The sequence below is a fragment of the Mesobacillus sp. AQ2 genome, from assembly GCF_030122805.1.
GTDB lineage: Bacteria > Bacillota > Bacilli > Bacillales > Cytobacillaceae > Mesobacillus > Mesobacillus oceanisediminis_A.
Genome location: NZ_CP126080.1, coordinates 74325 through 93718, shown reverse-complemented (window position 1 = coordinate 93718; position 19394 = coordinate 74325). Strand labels below are relative to the sequence as shown.

19 protein-coding genes and 2 tRNA genes are annotated in these 19394 nt (G+C 46.3%); 2 read left to right on the top strand and 19 right to left on the bottom strand.

All coding sequences use genetic code 11. From position 1 onward, the window contains the following. Positions 1–59 precede the first annotated feature (59 nt). The 17 genes from QNH36_RS00465 to spoIIE form a co-directional block, all read right to left on the bottom strand. The gene (locus tag QNH36_RS00465) at positions 60–263 is read right to left on the bottom strand and encodes a helix-turn-helix domain-containing protein (protein WP_144481400.1); all 204 of its coding nucleotides are present in this window, start codon (positions 261–263) and stop codon (positions 60–62) included. Then, positions 215–742 (bottom strand): 2-amino-4-hydroxy-6-hydroxymethyldihydropteridine diphosphokinase, encoded by a 528-nt coding sequence (gene folK / locus QNH36_RS00460; RefSeq protein WP_283904456.1) that lies wholly within the window; start codon positions 740–742, stop codon positions 215–217. The genes QNH36_RS00465 and folK overlap by 49 nt, the downstream gene beginning before the upstream one ends. 2 nt (positions 743–744) lie before the next feature. Further along, complete coding sequence (folB, locus tag QNH36_RS00455; protein WP_144481402.1) at positions 745–1104, bottom strand: dihydroneopterin aldolase; 360 nt, start codon at positions 1102–1104, stop codon at positions 745–747. Beyond that, the gene (gene folP / locus QNH36_RS00450; RefSeq protein ID WP_144481403.1) at positions 1097–1930 is read right to left on the bottom strand and encodes a dihydropteroate synthase; all 834 of its coding nucleotides are present in this window, start codon (positions 1928–1930) and stop codon (positions 1097–1099) included. The genes folB and folP overlap by 8 nt, the downstream gene beginning before the upstream one ends. Next, positions 1927–2802 carry an aminodeoxychorismate lyase gene (gene pabC / locus QNH36_RS00445; protein ID WP_283904455.1) on the bottom strand — a complete coding sequence of 292 codons (876 nt, stop codon included), beginning with the start codon at positions 2800–2802 and terminating at the stop codon, positions 1927–1929. Before pabC ends, folP begins: the two co-directional genes overlap by 4 nt. Beyond that, complete coding sequence (pabA, locus tag QNH36_RS00440; protein ID WP_283904454.1) at positions 2802–3392, bottom strand: aminodeoxychorismate/anthranilate synthase component II; 591 nt, start codon at positions 3390–3392, stop codon at positions 2802–2804. The genes pabC and pabA overlap by 1 nt, the downstream gene beginning before the upstream one ends. Beyond that, complete coding sequence (gene pabB, locus QNH36_RS00435; RefSeq protein ID WP_481825298.1) at positions 3389–4792, bottom strand: aminodeoxychorismate synthase, component I; 1404 nt, start codon at positions 4790–4792, stop codon at positions 3389–3391. The genes pabA and pabB overlap by 4 nt, the downstream gene beginning before the upstream one ends. Before the next feature lie 163 nt (positions 4793–4955). Next, the gene (gene cysK / locus QNH36_RS00430) at positions 4956–5882 is read right to left on the bottom strand and encodes a cysteine synthase A (RefSeq protein ID WP_283904453.1); all 927 of its coding nucleotides are present in this window, start codon (positions 5880–5882) and stop codon (positions 4956–4958) included. Positions 5883–6100: 218 nt separating this feature from the next. After that, the gene (locus QNH36_RS00425; protein ID WP_283904452.1) at positions 6101–6985 is read right to left on the bottom strand and encodes a peptidyl-prolyl cis-trans isomerase; all 885 of its coding nucleotides are present in this window, start codon (positions 6983–6985) and stop codon (positions 6101–6103) included. Between the two features lie 21 nt (positions 6986–7006). Then, positions 7007–7885 carry an Hsp33 family molecular chaperone HslO gene (hslO, locus tag QNH36_RS00420; protein ID WP_144481408.1) on the bottom strand — a complete coding sequence of 293 codons (879 nt, stop codon included), beginning with the start codon at positions 7883–7885 and terminating at the stop codon, positions 7007–7009. Positions 7886–7938: 53 nt separating this feature from the next. After that, entirely contained in the window at positions 7939–8715 is a 777-nt protein-coding gene (locus tag QNH36_RS00415) for a type III pantothenate kinase (protein ID WP_186326893.1), read from the bottom strand. A 168-nt stretch (positions 8716–8883) separates the two neighbouring features. Next, the gene (gene ftsH, locus QNH36_RS00410; protein WP_144481410.1) at positions 8884–10854 is read right to left on the bottom strand and encodes an ATP-dependent zinc metalloprotease FtsH; all 1971 of its coding nucleotides are present in this window, start codon (positions 10852–10854) and stop codon (positions 8884–8886) included. A gap of 137 nt (positions 10855–10991) precedes the next feature. Next, positions 10992–11531 carry a hypoxanthine phosphoribosyltransferase gene (hpt, locus tag QNH36_RS00405; protein WP_186326894.1) on the bottom strand — a complete coding sequence of 180 codons (540 nt, stop codon included), beginning with the start codon at positions 11529–11531 and terminating at the stop codon, positions 10992–10994. A 27-nt stretch (positions 11532–11558) separates the two neighbouring features. Continuing rightward, positions 11559–12947, bottom strand: a complete 1389-nt coding sequence (gene tilS, locus QNH36_RS00400) for a tRNA lysidine(34) synthetase TilS (protein ID WP_349654832.1) — start codon at positions 12945–12947, stop codon at positions 11559–11561. A 168-nt stretch (positions 12948–13115) separates the two neighbouring features. Next, complete coding sequence (locus tag QNH36_RS00395) at positions 13116–14141, bottom strand: protein kinase domain-containing protein (RefSeq protein ID WP_283904451.1); 1026 nt, start codon at positions 14139–14141, stop codon at positions 13116–13118. Then, positions 14110–14847, bottom strand: a complete 738-nt coding sequence (locus tag QNH36_RS00390; protein WP_144481413.1) for a vWA domain-containing protein — start codon at positions 14845–14847, stop codon at positions 14110–14112. The genes QNH36_RS00395 and QNH36_RS00390 overlap by 32 nt, the downstream gene beginning before the upstream one ends. A gap of 385 nt (positions 14848–15232) precedes the next feature. Next, the gene (gene spoIIE, locus QNH36_RS00385; protein WP_251544897.1) at positions 15233–17707 is read right to left on the bottom strand and encodes a stage II sporulation protein E; all 2475 of its coding nucleotides are present in this window, start codon (positions 17705–17707) and stop codon (positions 15233–15235) included. Positions 17708–17991: 284 nt separating this feature from the next. Here spoIIE and QNH36_RS00380 point away from each other — a divergent pair. Both QNH36_RS00380 and QNH36_RS00375 read left to right on the top strand, forming a co-directional pair. After that, positions 17992–18065: transfer RNA gene (locus QNH36_RS00380), tRNA-Met, on the top strand. Positions 18066–18201: 136 nt separating this feature from the next. Continuing rightward, positions 18202–18273 (top strand) — tRNA-Glu (locus QNH36_RS00375). 154 nt (positions 18274–18427) lie between these two features. Here the strand turns inward: QNH36_RS00375 and QNH36_RS00370 are convergent. Next, a complete protein-coding gene (locus tag QNH36_RS00370; RefSeq protein WP_283904450.1) occupies positions 18428–18892 on the bottom strand; it encodes a S1 domain-containing RNA-binding protein in 465 nt (154 codons plus the stop codon). Positions 18893–18967: 75 nt separating this feature from the next. Beyond that, positions 18968–19366 (bottom strand): FtsB family cell division protein, encoded by a 399-nt coding sequence (locus tag QNH36_RS00365; RefSeq protein WP_144481416.1) that lies wholly within the window; start codon positions 19364–19366, stop codon positions 18968–18970. Between the last annotated feature and the right edge of the window lie 28 nt (positions 19367–19394).

Sequence of the window (19394 nt, the reverse complement as noted above, 5' to 3'; positions counted from 1 at the left end):
TGTTGAGTTCCACACGAAGCGGAAAACCACAATCACGATGGTAAAGAATCACTTAAACCCTACTGCGGGGTTAACTCATCCAATCCGACATCCAGAAACTCTGCGATTCTGGCAATCAATTTTTCATGAGGCATTCTGTTTCCCCGTTCGATTTCTCCGAGGACTGAAACCGAAATGCCAAGCTCTTTTGCGAAGCCTTCCTGTGTGTAACCCTTCAGCTTTCGATAAGCGCGAATACGTCTTCCCCATTTTTCTGCTTCCATATTCGTACTCCTTCTCTATCCGGTATACTTAGTAAATCGTTTGCCAGTGGCTCCCCGGTGGATGGGAGCGTGATATGTGGATCCATTTCAAGCAATGGAAGGATTACAAATGCGCGTTCGCTCATCCGAGGGTGCGGAATTGTAAGCTTCTCTGTTTCAATATTTTCGTGATTATACAGCAAGATGTCAAGGTCTAAAGTTCTGGGACCCCACTTTATTTCCCTTTTTCTCCCAAGCTTCAATTCGATCTCCAGGCATGTATCAAGGAGTTCAACAGGAGGGAGACTTGTCTTTACTTCGATTGCCATATTTAAAAATTGATCCTGATCGGTATAGCCAACCGGATCCGTCTCATAGATGGAAGAAGTATTTACCACTGAAATTTCCTCATGGCCCTCAAGGAGTATAATGGCCTGTGTCAAATACCCGAACCGGTCACCCATATTGGACCCTAGCGCAATATATGCTATGTTTTCCACTGTCATCTACTCCTTGTGATTTCGACTGCGACGGATTTATAGTGTCCCGGTATTGGCGGGTCTGGCTTGATGACTTTTACATGGCATGCTTCGACAAGCGAAAACTGATCGAGAATGGTGCCGGCAATCTTCTCAGCAATGGCTTCCACCAGCTTGTATGGTTTGCCTTCCACAATATCTTTGCATACTTGATATAAGTCAGCGTAGTTGATGGAATGCTGAAGTTCATCACTTTTCCCAGCTCTCGATAGGTCCAGCTCCACCGTCAAATCCACCGCAAACCTCTGGCCAAGCCTTGTTTCTTCAGGAAACACACCATGGTAGCCGTAAAACTCCATTTGATTGACATGTATTTTATCCACTGAACTCACCCTTCCCCATCATCGCATCCATCATTTTTGCCATTCGCGACATTTCTTTTACATCATGGATCCTGACGATCTGGCAGCCCTTCTGGATTCCATAGCATACTGTCGCTCCTGTTCCTTCCGTCCGTTCAGAAACAGGAAGGTCGAGCACGCCGCCAATCATCGATTTTTTTGAGGTGCCCAGCAGAACTGGATAACCCAGTGACACAAGAGTATCTAGATGGCGCATCATCTCCAGGTTCTCTGCCAGGTCTTTTGCAAAGCCAATACCCGGGTCCAGGATGATTTGTTCATCACTGACGCCAGCTTTCTTGGCAATTGTAATGCTTTCATATAGATCATTCAGTACGTCCCGAATGAAATGAGTATAGTTTCGATCATTGCGATTATGCATCAGGATGATGGGCACGCCCGTTTCAGCTGCAACATCGGCAATCTCAGGGTCTTCCTTTGCTCCCCAGATATCATTGATGATCACCGCTCCGGCGTCGATCGCGCTTTTGGCAACCTTTGATTTATAGGTATCGATGGAGATCGGTGCCTGCAATTCCTCTGTGATTGCTTCGATTGCAGGTACCACCCTGCTGATCTCCTCTTCATCCGAAATCCGTTCATAACCAGGCCTGGTCGATTCACCGCCGATATCGAGGATATGTGCTCCGTCCCCCATCATTTGCTTCGCGCGGACCACGGAAGTTTCAAGGTGGTTGTACTTGCCGCCATCCGAAAACGAATCGGGCGTTACATTCAAGATTCCCATGATCAACGTTTGATTGCTGTAATCCAATGTATATGGACCAGCTTTTATCACAGTTTTCATTTTGCGAGTCCTCCATCCAATTGTGTTCTGCTCCATAGCGTTTCCCGCAGTACTTCATATCGCCCAAATAGACTTCTGACAATCTCGCCAGATTTCCCAGGAAAACTTTTACCTGAAAAAGAAGTGACCGGGACGATTTCCTGGATCGAGTTCGTCAGGAAGATTTCGCCGGCTGCTTCCGCTTCCTCTTTTTTGTAAAAGCCTTCACGTACCTCAATGCCTGCTGTACGGGCCAACTCGATGACGAACCTGCGGGTTACTCCATCCAAAATACCGGTATCGACGGCCGGAGTGAACAAGATCCCATCCCTGTACCAAAATAGATTTGAGACAATCCCTTCCGCCAGGAAACCTTCATCATTCAAAAAAACACCCTCTGTATCCATTGCAGGGCCCGCCTCACGCTTGGCCAATACGTTATTGAGATAATGATGCGATTTCAACCTGGCACTTCCTTCTGGAGTGTTGCGCCTTAACTCAAGCAGCACGGCCTGTTTCTCATTCATCTCGCCTGCCGGTGGCATAGGTTTTGCAAAAACAATCACATTTGGCTCATTATAGCTTTCCGTCTGCAAGCCGATTTCTCCATTCCCTGCGGAGATATTAAACCGGATATACGCATCCGTGAGAGAGTTTTCTGCTAAAAGGGCATCCAGAATCTTGACCGTTTCATCCCTGGTGAATTCAGCTTCGATGTCCAGAATCCGCAGACTGGCATTCAGCCGCTCCAGATGGTCATCCAGCAAAAACGGGTGGCCATTGTAGATTCTGAAGGTTTCAAAGACACCCAAACCATATAAAAAACCATGGTCAAAAGGGGAAATCGCTGCCTCATTCTTATCCATGAACCGGCCATTTATATAGAGTTTCATTAAAAGCTTACTTCCTTCGTTAAATTGTAATGCGCAATGAAATTCCTCAGCAGCTGCTTTCCCGAAGTTGTCAAAATCGATTCGGGATGGAACTGGACGCCTTCCACAGGCAGGGTTTTATGGCGGATGGCCATGATTTCCCCTTCTTCCGTCCAGGCTGAGATCTCAAGACAGTCCGGAAGGGTTTCCTTTTTGACAATGAGAGAATGATAGCGCGCCGCAGGGAATGGGTTTTCCACACCTTCAAAAATAGTCTTTCCGTCGTGGTAGACCATCGATGTTTTTCCGTGCATCAGCCGCTCCGCCCGGATAACGTCACCGCCAAATACCTGGGCAATGGACTGATGGCCGAGGCAGACACCAAAGATCGGCGTCTTGCCAGCGAAATTTTTGATGGCTTCCAAACTGATGCCTGCTTCATTCGGACTGCACGGCCCCGGGGAGATCATCAAAAACTTTGGATCCAGCTCTGCGATTCCCTGGATGGATGTCTGGTCATTGCGGATGACCTTCAGTTCTTCACCCATTTCACCAAGATATTGAACCAGGTTATATGTGAATGAATCATAATTATCAATCATCAAAATCATGCGTTTCCCTCCGCAAGCTCTTTTGCCTTCCAAAGCGCGATGGCTTTCTTTAACGATTCCTTGTATTCATTTGCCGGGATGGAGTCAATGACGACGCCTGCTCCCGCCTGGACATGTGCCATCCCATCCTTGACGAGCATCGTGCGGATGATGATGTTCAGTTCCATATTGCCGTTAAACCCGATCCAGCCTAGCGAACCAGTATATGGGCCCCGCCGCACCGGCTCAAGCTCTTCAATGATTTCCATCGTCCTGACCTTTGGAGCACCTGTAATCGTTCCGCCGGGGAAGGTTGCATTCACAACATCGAACCAGGTTTCACCTTCTGCAAGCTCGCCCCTGACATTCGAAACGATATGCATTACATGCGAGTATTTTTCGATGACCATGAATTCATTGACCTCGACCGTTCCGTATTTGCACACTCTGCCAAGGTCATTCCGTTCAAGATCGACAAGCATGACATGTTCAGCCCGTTCTTTTTCGTTATTGATCAATTCACTTGCAAGCTGCAGATCTTCCTGGTCCGTCCTTCCTCTTGAACGTGTTCCGGCAATCGGCCTTGTGCTGACCTCCGACCCCTTTACTTTTGCCAAAAGTTCTGGGGACCCGCTGACGAGCTGGAACTCCTCTGTATGCAAATAGCCCATATACGGAGATGGGTTCAGCTTGCGCAGCTGGCGATATACTTCAAGCGCTTCTGTTTCGATTGGCTTTGATTGCCTGACAGATAGATTGACCTGGAAGACATCACCCTGAGAAATGTATTGCTGAATCCTTTCTACTGCCTGAATAAAGGCGCCTTCATCCATCGAGACATGCAGCTCCTCTGCGCCTGGCTTGTCCGCTTTTTCCGCGAGCATCACCGGTATCCCAGCCTCCCAGCGTTTTTGCCACTCTGACAGCCTTTCTTTTGTCTGCTCTTCCTGGCCCGGTTCATTCAGGGCCATGATCCATAGGGTTTCTGTCTGGTGGTCCAACACGAACCACTCCATATACACCTGAAAATAAATCTCTGGTATGCAGGAATCATCCTTTGCCATTTGCGGAAGCTTTTCGATATAGCGGGCATAATCATAGCTGATATAGCCAATCGCCCCGCCCTGGAAATCTGGGAGACCTTCCACTTCCGGGACCTGGAAGGCTTCCATTTCCCGCTTCATTAGGTCAAGAGGATTCCCTTCAAGCGTGGTTGTCATTCCATTCTTACTAATCGTCAATTTATGGTCTTTTCCTGAAAAAGTGATTTCCGGACGGAAAGCAGCCATGCTGTAACGCCCGCCCCGTCCACTTTCGAGGATGACATGCTCTTTATATTGTTGGGCAATATGGTCGTATTGATGAAAAAAACGTGAAGCCGTATAAGATATACTTTGAGTATGAATGCTGTAGTGCGGCAAGCTCGTCACCCCTATTTTTTTCTCTTTATCCATCATACATTATGAAAGGCGCGCTTTCATTTTTAAATTCATGGATTTTGCACAAAAAGGATCAGTTTTTTAAGTGGGATTCTTGGACACAGCAAAAAGAGGCAAGCTTTGCCGGCCTGCCTCCCGTTAAATATTAGTTATCGAATTGATAAAGTGGTGTGCTCAGATAGCGTTCCCCGTTGCTTGGAATGATCGCAAGGACTTTCTTGCCTTTGCCCAGTTTTTTCGCAATTTCAAGTGCTGCATAGATCGCCGCACCAGAAGATATTCCTCCGAGGATGCCTTCTTCTTTTGCCGCACGGCGGGCATAGTCGAATGCCTGTTCATTTTCCACCTTGATGATTTCATCGTATACATCGGTGTCAAGGACGCCAGGCACGAAACCTGCTCCAATCCCCTGGATTTTGTGGGGTCCCGGCTTTCCTCCTGATAAAACGGGAGAGTCTGTCGGTTCGACAGCAACAATTTTGATATCCTTATACTTCTGGCGAAGAACTGTTCCTGCACCCGTGATTGTTCCGCCTGTCCCGATGCCTGCAATGAATGCATCAAGCTGGTCACCCATCTGCTGGACGATTTCCGGACCGGTCGTTCTTTCGTGGATGGTAGGATTGGCTTCATTCTCGAACTGCTGAGGCATGAAATAGCCATTTTCCTTAGCCAGCTCCTCCGCCTTGCGAATCGCTCCGCCCATCCCTTCAGGACCAGGAGTCAGCACAAGGTCTGCCCCATATGCCCTCAGCAGGTTACGGCGCTCCATGCTCATCGTTTCCGGCATGACGAGAATGGCTTTATATCCCTTAGCAGCTGCCACCATTGCAAGACCGATCCCAGTATTGCCGCTTGTTGGTTCAATGATTGTATCTCCCTGCTTAAGGACACCCTTTCCTTCAGCATCCTCAATCATCGCAAGTGCGATCCGATCCTTGACACTGCTTCCCGGGTTCATGTATTCAAGCTTCAGATACACATCGGCACTTTGGTCATCAACCAGCCTGTTCAGTTTCACAATCGGTGTTTGGCCAATCAGCTCATTAATCGAGTTCGCAATACGTACCATATTATCCACCTCTTAATCCGAGTATTTTAATTGGTTTTATTAAAATTTACCAGTACTTTTAGTCTATGTCAATCAGTATGCTTCGACAAAAACAGATATCAGGCTTCTGCCCATCCTTTTTAAACTATCCTATTTTTACTCCCACTAAACAAGAAAAACGCATCTCAGAGCGAATGATAGAAAGAAAGCACCGGTCGTGAAAACCGGTGCTTCCATGATTATTTTTTGCCGGTCTCGCCATAGAACCAGCTGACTTCGGCATCATTCCAAAATGCACGTGCAGACACAGGGATATCCATCTGTTCCAGGGCTATCTGTCTGCGGATCTGGTTCTTGACCTCGCTGAAGCTATATTTCTTGCCTTCCAGCTTTTCGTGCAGGTAAACAATCGCATAGCCATTTTCCACTTTTACAGGTCCGGTCCATTCCTCAGGTTTCAGGGATTTGGCCGCTGAAATCACTTCCGGGGAAATGAGTTCATCTTCTTCGGTTACAAAGCCTATGTCGCCGCCCTCATTAGCAGAAAACTCATCGATCGAACGCTCCATCGCCAGTGCGGCAAAGCTAGATCCATCCTTTAGCTCCTTCACTGCAGATTCTGCATCTTGTTTCGTTTCGACAATGATTTGAGATAGATGATACGAGGCAGGGATATCAAAGAGACTCTTGTTTTGATCATAGAAGGTTTTCATATCCTCATTTGATACTTGGACATCCTTTGTCAGCAGTTCTTCAAGCAGCAAACTGTATTTGATCTGCTGCTTCCATTTTTCTTCGCTCTTAGGTTCATTCCCTGGCGACGAATACATCGCCTTATAAATGGTCAGTTCCCGTTCGACTGCTTTGTCGGATAATTCAATTCCATATTCGTCAGCCATCTGCCTGACCACTTCCTGATCGATCAGGTCCCTGAGCGTCTCTTGTCCATACCGTTCTTCCAGCTCGGTGAGCCATTGCTGGCGGGTGATCGACTCCTTGCCAACCTCCGCTACTGTCTCCTTCTTCCCTTCAAGGATTGCAGGCTTGGCCAGAAGCATGACAAGAGTGATTGCATTCAATATGGCTAACCCGGCAATAATGTACCAAAGCTGCTTTTTTTCCACTTCTCTTCCCCCAGCACTTGCTTATTTTGCTTCTTTTTCTATCTCTTCCAGTTCTTCTTTTGTGAACATATATTTTTCGTTGCAGAAATGGCAATGCGTTTCAGCCTGTCCTTCTGTATCGATCATATCACGGATTTCTTCTGCTCCGAGACTGACCAGTGCATTGCTGAAGCGGTCTTTTGAACAGTTGCACACGAATGAAACCGGCATCGTCTCAAGGAACTTGACATTGTCTTTGCCAAGCAGTTCTTCTAAAAGTTCCTCAGGAGACAGGCCTTTTTCAATTAGTTTCGAGACCGGCGGAATGGATTCTAATCTCTTTTCGATTGCTGAAATCGTTTCTTCTGTCGTTCCAGGCATCAATTGGAGGATGAAGCCGCCTGCCGCTTTGATTGAGTTGTCAGGATTGACGAGCACTCCGACACCAACTGAAGAATTGACCTGCTCAGATGTCGCAAAGTAATAAGTGAAATCTTCACCTAGTTCTCCTGAAACAATAGGAACTTGTCCCGTAAAATAGTCACGCAAGCCAAGATCTTTTACAACCGTAAGCGTTCCGTCTGTACCGACACCCTGTCTTACATCCAGCTTGCCATGCTCATTCAGGTCGAAGTGGACATGAGGATTCGAAACATAGCCTCTGACTTCCCCTTTGGCATTGCTGTCAACGAGGATCAATCCAAGCGGACCGCCGCCTTCGATTTTAACCGTTAATTTATCTTCGCCTTTCATCATCGCACCCATCATCACACCAGCAGTCATCGTGCGGCCAAGTGCGGCTGATGCAACAGGCCATGTATAATGGCGGCGCTGTGCCTCTCCAACAGTTTCAGTCGTTTTTGCTGCATACGCCCTGACCTGTCCATCAAAAGCAAGTGCCTTTACTAAATAATCACTCATTGTTCTACTCCCTTCATGCTGTAAAGTTTAATGCGTCCTCCCATCCAGGAAGCTTAGCTGTTTTTATCCATGTTGCGCTTATAGATAAGCTGCAGTCCTTTTAAAGTCAAAAACGGATCGACAACATCAATGACAGTTGATTCCTGGGCGATTAAATTCGCCAGTCCGCCAGTGGCAATCACTTTAGTCGTGACCGCACTCTTATCTTTCATCCGTTTAACTATTCCCTCTACTTGCCCAACATATCCATACAGGATACCCGCTTGCATCGCTGACACCGTGTTTTTGCCAATCACGTCATCCGGACGGCTGATTTCAATCCTCGGAAGCTTGGCAGCACGCGAATAAAGGGCTTCGGTAGAGATGCCGATCCCCGGGGCAATCGCTCCGCCCATATACTGATTATGGTCATTGATATAACAATAGGTTGTCGCTGTTCCGAAATCGACGATAATCAACGGGCTGCCATATTCATGGATTGCCGCAACTGCATTGACGATTCGGTCTGCACCGACTTCCCTCGGATTTTCGTATTTGATGTCAAGACCTGTCTTGATGCCAGGCCCAACGACTAATGGTTTTAGGTGGAAATACTTCTGGCACATTCTTTCAAGCGAGAACATGATTGGCGGTACAACGGACGATATGATGATTCCATCTATATCAGAAAAAGAGAGATTGACATGGTCAAAAAGATTTTTGATGATCATCCCAAACTCATCTTCTGTTCTATGGCGGTTTGTTTCGATTCTCCAGTGGTGTTTCAACTCTTCCTGCTCATAAACACCCAACACGATATTTGTATTCCCGACGTCAAAAACAAAAATCAAGCTATTCACCAACTTATCAGTAGTTTTCTGAATCAATTCTGCAAATATCATACCATAATCGCCGGGAATTCACTAAATAAAGTCAACCGATTCTGATTGTCCCTGCCAACTGAACAGCGTCCAGAAAAATAAGCAGGTGTCCCGTAACAGGACACCTGCTTCATGAATTTATTCTTTTGGATTCTCGTCGATTGCCTTTGGATCCTCAATGACTGAGTCAACTGTCCTGTCAGTCTCTTCGATTGCAGGCAGCTCATCCTTTTTCGTGTTGATGTTCACTTTCATGTCGTCATTATCCAGGCTCACACTGCGCTCAGGAAGACGTCCATGATCGATCAGATGCTTGATCTGTTCTGCATCGAGCGTTTCGACTTCAAGAAGCGTATTCGCGATAATATCAAGCTTATCACGATGCTTTGTAAGAAGGTCCTTCGCCCTTGCATAACAATCCTTGATAATGGTTTGGATCTCCACATCAATTTCATAAGCAATCTTATCTGAATAGTTCTGTTCATTATTCAGGTCGCGTCCAAGGAATACCTGGCCCTGCGCCTGGCCGAACTGCAATGGTCCGAGTTTATCACTCATCCCGAATTCAGTAACCATTCTTCTCGCAATGCCTGTCGCGCGCTGGAAGTCATTGTGGGCACCAGTGCTCACTTCGCCAAAGACGATTTCTTCCGCTACACGGCCGCCAAGGAGGCCGGTGATTTTATCAAGAAGTTCAGGCTTTGTCATAAAGTAACGGTCTTCCTTAGGAAGCATGACAGCGTAACCGCCTGCCTGTCCGCGAGGGACAATCGTTACCTTGTGGACCATTTCGGCTTCATCAAGAACGACGCCGATGACGGTATGGCCGGCTTCATGGAAGGCAACAATATTTCTTTCCTTTTTGGAGATGACCCGTGTCTTTTTGGCAGGACCGGCAATGACGCGGTCTGTTGCTTCATCCAAATCCAACATGTCGATCTTCTTCTTATTCCTTCTGGCTGCAACAAGCGCTGCTTCATTTAGCAAGTTTTCAAGGTCCGCTCCAGAGAAACCTGGAGTACGAGCCGCAATACTCTTTAAGTTAACAGACTCATCAAGTGGTTTATTTCTCGCATGCACCTTCAATACAGCTTCACGGCCAGTGACATCCGGGCGGTCAACTGTAATCTGGCGGTCGAAACGGCCTGGACGCAGCAATGCAGGGTCAAGGATATCAGGGCGGTTTGTAGCCGCTACGATGATGATTCCCTCGTTGGCACCAAATCCATCCATTTCAACAAGCAACTGGTTGAGCGTCTGTTCACGCTCATCGTGCCCTCCGCCCAGACCAGCACCACGCTGGCGGCCGACAGCATCGATTTCATCGATGAAGATAATACATGGAGCATTCTTTTTAGCTGTTTCAAATAAATCACGCACACGTGACGCACCGACACCGACAAACATTTCTACGAAGTCGGAACCGCTGATTGAGAAGAACGGTACTCCCGCTTCCCCGGCAACAGCACGTGCAAGCAATGTTTTACCGGTTCCTGGAGGTCCTACCAACAGGATTCCCTTTGGTATACGCGCTCCAAGCTCGGCGAACTTACGAGGGTCCTTAAGGAACTCAACAACCTCGACTAGCTCTTGCTTTTCTTCATCTGCACCCGCAACATCCTTGAAGCGGACTTTCTTCTTTTCTTCGTTATACAGCTTCGCTTTGCTTTTGCCGAAGTTCATGACACGGCTGCCGCCCCCCTGAGCCTGGTTAAGCAAGAAGAAGAACAGAATGAAAATAATGATGAACGGAATGATGGATGTAAAGAACGTTACCCATCCGCTTGTTTCTTTTGCAGGTTTAATATCGACATCTGCATCAGCAGCCGTCTGTTCAATGCGGTTTAATGTATCCGGGTTGCTCCATACATAAGTAATGAAGCCTTTGCCCTCTTCCTGGCCCTTCATCTGGCCCCTTACTTCATACACACCTCGTTCAGGCTGCAGCGTCAGAGTTCCTGCCACATTGCCTGCCTCAAGTTCCTGCATGAATTTATCGTAAGAGATTTGTTCAGTTGGCTGGTTATTTCCATTAAAGAAGCTCACTACTCCGATAATGACTAAAAATATCAATAAATAAAAGATGGTATTACGGAAGATCCGATTCATCCCTTACCTCCTCCCACGGTAGACAAACTATACTAAATAGTATCATAGCAAATTATGCTAATACAAGAAATTAACATTCAGAATATTTAGTTGTTATGCGGAATGTTAATTTTCATTCACTAAATCGTAACCGTTTTTTATTTTGTATATACTTCCGGCTTTAGAATACCAATATACGGAAGGTTACGGTATTTTTCCGCGTAATCAAGACCATATCCAACAACAAACTCATCAGGAACGATAAACCCAACATAATCTGCTGCGATGTCAGCCTTTCTTCCTGTTGGTTTATCAAGCAGAGTGACAATTTTGATGGACTTTGCCTTGCGGTATCTGAACAACTCCACCAAATAGCTGAGAGTCAATCCGCTGTCGATGATGTCCTCGATGATCAAAATGTCCCTTCCTTCAACGGAAGTATCAAGGTCCTTAAGGATTTTGACCTCACCGGATGATACCATAGCATTTCCATAACTTGAAACATCCATGAAATCCATTTCAAGATATGCATCCACGCGCTTAAGCAGGTCACCCATGAAAGGCATTGCGCCCTTCAGGACTCCGATTGCCAGCGGGAAACGGTCCTGGTATTCTTCAGTTAATTGAGCCGCCAGCTTCTTTGTTTTTTCCTGAATCTCTTCTTCTGTAAACAAAACTTTTTCAATATCATTTTTCATCATGATCATTGTGCCCCCTGGAAGATATCAATGCTTTATATAAGTTAATAGTAATAACCTGTTTCCTTGTTCATTTGCCTCATTATTCGACTTTTTCAGGCCTGGAAGCCAAAGGATCCTGTCTTCCCTGTCTGTGACGACCGGCCATTCATCCCTTTGTCCTAATGGGATTTTCATATCGATGAAAATATCTTTCAGCTTCTTTGACCCCTTCATCCCCTTCAAAGACATCCTGTCACCATCCTTTCTTGTGCGGATGTACAAGGGAGTGCCAGTTTCCTCCAGGTCGACGATGAAACGATAATTGGAAATATCCCTGACATGAGCATCATTGAGCAATTGGGCATCAATGAGGTCACCATTCGGCAAGATCAGCTGTTTTGGTCCTAAAATTTCAAAACAATAGCTTTGCCTTTCTGGCGGGTTCAATGTGAATTGACAATTTCCATACGATCGTATGATTCTTAAACCGCTGGGGAAATCAAGTGTTCCTGACGGATGGGGGTTGCGAATTATTGAAAAAATCTTTTCAATATGTATGGCGGAAAGAGAAGCAGGTCGATCATTGTAAAGATAATTTAATATTAGTTTAATCCCTCTTCTTTGTAAAGGCATTGGCATTTCCCGAAAAGAACTAATATGGATCGTGACCCCTCGGTCCTCTTTCTTCATTACTTTATTCAATTCTTTCCTTGTTAATTCAAGAAGATACTTTTCATCCATCTGCAATTCTTCGCTGAAGCGCTGGAAATGTTCATGGACTCCCGGATTCTCTTCTTTTAAAAAGGGCAGGACGGTTTTCCTGAATCGGTTCCTGCTATAGTATGCCTTCTGATTGCTGGGGTCGATTCTGGGTTCCAGGGAATTCTCGGAGCAATACTCTTCCAGTTCCCTTTTTGCCAGGCATAAAAACGGCCTGAAAACCGTAAACGGACCCATTTTGCGGGAAAAAGGAATACCTGCCCTTGCTGCTCCTGAACTGCCCCTAGTAAGCCTCATCAAAACCGTTTCGACCTGGTCGTCCCCATGATGCCCCAATGCAAGGTATTCAAGTTGATGTTTAACCATCACTTCCTCGAAAAAGGCATATCGGCATTCGCGGGCGGCTTGTTGGGAGCTTAAACCTGTCTCTTCCATATAAGCTGGCACATTGACCCTTTTCATCTCAAAGGGAAGACCCCGTTTTTCGCAAAAATCTTTTACAAACAAAGCATCCTGATAAGATTCATCACCACGGAACATATGGTCAACGTGGACAGCAATTATCCTCAGAGATTTCCGTTCCCGCTGCTCAGATAAGTAATGAAGCAGAGCAAGCGAATCCGGTCCTCCGGAAACACCAACCGCGATTGACTTGTTATTCAGCTGAAAACCATGCCTTTCAAGAAAGGCATTCACCTTCATATCAATCATCATGCTCTTCCTTACCGAATTGCCGGTTTAACTCTATACCCAAGCCGGCAATCCATTAATCTTCTAAATAGGTTTATTATTTTTTCAGCTTAACACTTTCCATAGTACTTATCAAAAATGAGGACTCTAATCCATTATCTACGGATGAGCCCGTAAAAGGTTTCAAAAATATCAGGTAATCTGGCTATAAATATAGAAAAAATATAACAATGAGATAATCAGGATGATGGTGGCGGTTTCGAGAGTGGAGGACTTCTTCCTTCTCTTGTTATAGCCCTTTCGCGTCTGTCCGGATGCTGTTGATGATGACCTCTTCGCAGTGCTTCGTGCCGGACTCGGCTGCGGCTGCTTCTGTGGGGCAGGCTTTTGCTGGCGAGTGTTTCTCGATGGTGCATCCGGCTGATGTACCTGGAGTAAATCATTCCTCATTTCTTTTGCAGACCGGTATTTCCCAGACAGTGCATTGTAAATGACCTTTTCGTATCTCCTCAACTCCGGGCTTTGCTTCACCTTTTCCATGATTTCACTGATTCCGCCTGACTTCTTCGTAAACCTTTTCGGATAGACAGTGTTGACCATGATCATGCCGACGGCAAACAAATCGTACCCGGGCTCTGCCTTTCTGCTTCCAAGTCCCCAGTAACCCCGGTCGAAGAATTCCGTGAACTCTTTGATTGATCGGCCCTGCATCGTCGTTCCGCCGACATCGATACAGCGAATCCTCGCCGGTGGTCCTGTCACAATCAAATTTTCCGGTTTTAAATCGCCGAATACCCAGCCATTATCATGAAGCAGCTGCAAATCAGCAAGCAGCTGAAGGATCATCACTCCAGTCCAGTCTGGTCCCTTTTGCTCAAGAAAAGCGAGAAAATCCGGCCCTTTTATGAATTCCATGACATAGAAGCTGACTTTCTTTCCTGGGCGTTCCCAATCATCCACATCCAGCAAAGAAGGCCCGAGGGCAGATCCCTGGACCTTGGCAAAAGCTTTCAATACATTGACCTCAGAAGTGACCGACATTCCATTATCGCTCATTTTCAATGCAACTTGTTTATTGTCATGCCTTGCTAAATAAACAATCCCATTGGCTCCAAAACCAAGCTCTTTAATGATGGTATAGCGATTGTGATGCCATTTCCCTTCAATGATGGTTCCGGGAATGACCTTACACAGATTCTTCAAAGAAGGATTCATCATCACGGGACAGAAGGCTCCTTAAAGATCGTTTTTTATTGAAATAGGAAAGGGCTTCACGAATCGCCGGTCCTGTCGGTGTAATTCCGCCAGTCGTCAGCTTGGCAAAAATGCTGGTAAGCGATTCAAGCTTAGGTGTCCAATCCAGCAATTTTTCGACATCGTTTCGTTTCCCGGGAAATACAAACACCGAAAAGTGATTATCGCCTGAACGCGCATTCAAACTCAAACTCAAGTCCAGCAAGGCTTCTTTTACAGTCGGCAGCTTATGCTTCATGCTCGCGCTCGTATCGACAAGAATCAACACATCGAGCTCGACCGTCTCCCCAAGCTCGTCCACAACTTCCATGACTTCCCCGCGCTGCTCCGGAGGAAGGTCTTCTACTGTCCTGCCCCCTCCAAGGATTTGCTGAAGCTCCTTATTGACCACTCCCTGAAGAGTCTGGGTCATCGCTTTCCTCGTTACCATCTGCACTGTCTGTGAAAGCTGCTGCGCATACACAATCTGGCTGACGCCGCCGCCGGACATCGCAATTCCCTCGATTTCTTTCATGCCCTGTTCATCTATCATGTCCTGTTCCATCACACCAATGACATTAACCGTAATCCCTTGCTCCTTGGCCAGCGCAGCCATTGCGATCGGATCTTCACCTTGGTTTGAGCATCCATCTGTAATGAGCAATATTTGCCTGATTGTACCTGTTTTCATGCAATCCCCTCACTTCCAGGCCCTACTTTTACAATCTAGTAAAAGCAAGAAGCCTATAATAAATTTGTTACCATTTTCGACGAAGTAGAGGGGAAATATACATACGAAAAGCGAAAGCGCCTTGGTCAGCCCCGACAAGCGCTGGAGGGCCTGACAGTGAAGTCGTTCTTTGACTTCATTGGCAGGACCGAAACCGAAAAGTATAGCCGACTGTCCAGAAACGCAGAAACTGGAGACTCCGACAAAGAAGCGCTTTTTGCTTCTGCCGGCGGAGTTGAAGTTTCGGAGTTTCTAGGAGGCGACACTAGACAAGCGACTCGAGGGGCTAGGCGCTGGAGCTAGACATTTCTCCCAGTGGGAACCGCATATTGCCTTATTAAAGCGGTTAGGCTCTCTTTTGATAATTAGCCATCGGAATCGATGCCCATTTCGGGATATTGTGATCGATTTTCGCGACAACGACGGTCATGTCATCCTCAATGGAACCTCCGCGGGAACGGATGACTTCCTCCATGATCAAATCGGCGATGGCCTGGGGATCTTCGGTCTGGAGCTCATTGATTTTCCGCTTCATCCATAGATCGTAATTCTCGACATGCTTCGGCCCTTCGAAAACACCATCGCTCATCATGATCAACAGATCTCCAGCCTTCAGCTGCTCGCCAACGACATCCACATCGAATTCCTGCAAAATGCCCATCGGCAGGTTGCTTGCCTGTACCTTCATTACCTTGGAGCCGCGCTTGATGAAACTCGGGGTCGAACCGATTTTCAGGAATCTTGTCGATGCATTTTGCAGGTCAATCATAGCGAGGTCCAGGGTCGAGAATATTTCATCTGTTGTTCTTAACGATAAAATGGAGTTCACTGACTTGATTGCCACTTTTTCTTCAATTCCAGATTGCAGGATTTGCTGCAGCAATAACAGTGTGTCCCTGCTCTCTGAATGTGCTCTTTCCCCATTGCCCATTCCGTCACTGATGGCAATCGCAAACTTCCCGCCGCTCAGTTCAATGGTCGAATAGCTGTCCCCGGAAACAAGGTCTCCATCTTTGGCGGCATGCGCCACTCCAGTCGAAACGACAAAAGCTTTGGCAGAACGGAATGTCACATGGCAAAAACCGTTCGGGAATGTCGAACATTCTTCCGAATTGACGACGATGTTTTCCTTGAGGATATCTGACAGCATCGGCGCGATCAGCTTTTCGCATTCCCCATGTCCCTGGCAATATGGAATGGTCATATCGATATCCACATTGCCCTGTTCAAGGCTATAGATTTCCACATGCTCGATATGAATGCCAAAATCCTGCAGAGACTCCAGAATCAACTCTTCCTGCTTGGAGTGGTTCTCACGCTCACGCTGGATTTCCTTGGCGAAATCGCCCATGACTTCTGATACACCCAGCAATTGATCGGCAACAAGCCGCCTGCTTTCCTGAACCTGCTTTTTCAGCTTACGGTTGGCCTGGTAATAGGTCAGCTGCTGCTGCATGATTTCAAGAACTTTTTTCGATCTCGTGCAATGCTTGTCCCAATCCCGGGATAGTTTCTGGGGCACTGCACCGGAATTTTGATCCATCTCCTGCATAATTTCGCTCATATAGTCATAGGTTGTATTAAAGTTCCTTGTCCAGCAATGGTCTTTCTTAAAACAAGTCTGGCATGTCTTTTCGGTGACATTGCTCAAGAAATAATCCATATCGCGATCTGTTTCAATCGTTTCATCCTGGACCTGCAAAGTCGAAAAGCTTTTCGACAATGCTTCAAATACATTCGAGAACTGGACGACACGCTGTGCTGTCACATCTCTCATTTTTCTCATATATTGCTGCTGCTCTGCTGAGTACTCCGCTGTTCCCGGAATATGTTTGGCGATACGTGACATAAGTGATTGAGGAGTCAGGAAAAAGAGCAGGACAGCCGCAGCCGACTCGGTCAATGTCTGGCTAAGGGCACCCCCGCCCTCGCCATACATGCCAATTAAAAGTGTGGAGATGAACAGTCCGAGTGCTACCCCCGGCTTTTTTCCTTCTTTCAGCAAGCCGCCGAGCAGACCTGAAAATGCCAGCAGGCTCATATGGTAAAAACTAGACACATTCGCAAGACTGAAAATCAGGCCTGTTACAACACCGACTGTAGAACCCACCGTGGCTCCGGCGACAAATGAAAAAATGAGGATCAAGTAACGGGACATGACGTGTTCGACCGATAAGTCATAAATGGTCCAGCCAATTGTTCCTGTCATCACAGAGGCAAGCATGATGATCAAACAGACAATTTCCTCTGTTTTCAAAGATTGCTTGCGCAGACTTGAGGTCATCAACGGAATGCTTTGCAGGAAAATGAATGTCAACACCAAACCCAGCCCTGCTTCGACTCCTGTCATCATCCCTTCATACATTGTAATATTTCCAGACAAAATGAGAGCTTTCAACATTTTGGCTATTAATATAGTGAAAAATATATAGAAGGGAAGCACTTTCAGATTGTTCTTGATCCACTTTTTTGTCAGTTTGTAGAGAAGCAAGAACAGGAATACCGAGCCGAAGGTGAAAACCGCGTCTGTAAAAGATAGGGTCGCGGCTCCAGCAACCAGTCCAAACAGTGCAATTGGGGCTCGGTCTTTACGGATGAGGTAAACGGCCGCAAAAAATGGAAGGCTAAAAGGGGTTAATTGTGCCAGTATCAAGGCACGGCCAAGCAAGAATCCAATGAACAAGAATATATAGCCTTTTTTCAGGAAAAGGGTTTCGATCTTGGATTGCAGCTTCGACATGCCTTTTGCCAATCTGAATCGCGATTCCTCGAGATGAACTTCACCGATCGGTTCCATCATGTTCCTTTCTACCTTTTGCATTAAATACACTCCCCACTTTTTTATCGTTGCTGATTATTATAAAAGGGAGCAATCCAGAAGTTTGTCAAAAACAAGGACAAGCTACCAATTTTCGTTCGACTCATTTCCCCGTAAACAAAGCAATTCCTCGAAAAACCACGGATTATTTTTCGCCGCATGTTGAAATTTTGCAGAGACCGCTAAAAATTACCTCGTTACTTTTTTATCTTTCTTTTAAAAAATCCATTGACACTATTTTAATATCTATGTATTATATTTCTTGTGCCTCAAAACAATACCAATATGGCGGTGTAGCTCAGCTGGCTAGAGCGTACGGTTCATACCCGTAAGGTCGGGGGTTCGATCCCCTCCGCCGCTACTTAGAAAAGCGCAGGCGACTGCTTAGCTTCGACAAGCGCTGGAGGGCCGGCTGGTGAAGTCTTACTTTGACTTCGTCGGACGGACCGAAGCGACTCGAGGAGCTAGGAGCCGAAGCTGGACACATAACTATATACGGCCCCTTGGTCAAGCGGTTAAGACACCGCCCTTTCACGGCGGTAACACGGGTTCGAATCCCGTAGGGGTCATAAACACTGCAAAAACCTCGTTCCTTTTAAAGGAGCGAGGTTTTTTATTGTAAGATGAGCACTTTTTTAAGAAAAAACAAAAAGACAAGCCAGCGATCGACTTGTCTTGGTATAGCATAATACCTGCTATTATTTATATTCACTTAGCAGCAAGTTACCCTCTTCTGGCTCCTCTTCCACCGCGCTTGGATTCGGTAGCACGTTTCAGAGATGACAAACGGTCTTCACTGTCCTTCAGGAATTTCGCCATTTTTGACTCGAAATTTTCAGGACGGGCATTTCGGTTGTCATTTCCTCTTCCGCCGCCACGTGGACGCTGGGAGTATGGTCGATCAGTTCTTTCTGGTCTTGCAGGTCGTTCTGGTCGTTCTGGTCGTTCTGGTCGGTCAACAGCTTTTTTGATAGATAAACCAATTTTACCGTCTTTTTCAACATTGATTACCTTCACTTCAACCTGGTCGCCTACTTTGAGGTGGTCATTGATATCCTTGACATAATTGTCAGCAACCTCACTGATATGAACGAGTCCGGTTGAACCGCCCGGCAGTTCCACGAACGCCCCGAAATTTGTAATACCTGTTACCTTTCCCTGTAGCTTGCTGCCTACTTCGATTGACATAAAAAAGTTTTGCCTCCTTAAAGATATAAAAAAATCATACTTACCTTATATTATACAGAATATAAAAAAAGAGTGTCAATAAGGCGAATCTTGGGAGTCCTTTTTCTCTTTAGGAAGGTTGAAGATGATTTCATTCTTTTCAGATAGGAAGTATTCCTTGCGGGCAAGCTTCGCTATGTATTCGTCATCGTTCAATTTGACAATTTCCTCATCCAGAATTTCCTGCCTTTTCTGGAGGTTTGCTAACTTTTGCTCAAGCTGAGTTTTGTCCTCCTGCTTCTTTTCCAGCGCTGCCGTCTGGGAAATGAAGGTGGAGATCATCAAATAGGAGATGATCGATGCGAATAAAGCAAAGACTGCGAGGCGCCTGAATAGCAGTTTCCGCTTCCTGGTTTCAGCTATACCTGCTTTTTCACGCTGCTGTACATATTGATTTTCAATCCTGGCTATGTTCTTTTTCCTGATGACACTCATTCCCCGCAGTCCTCCTTACATTTATTTT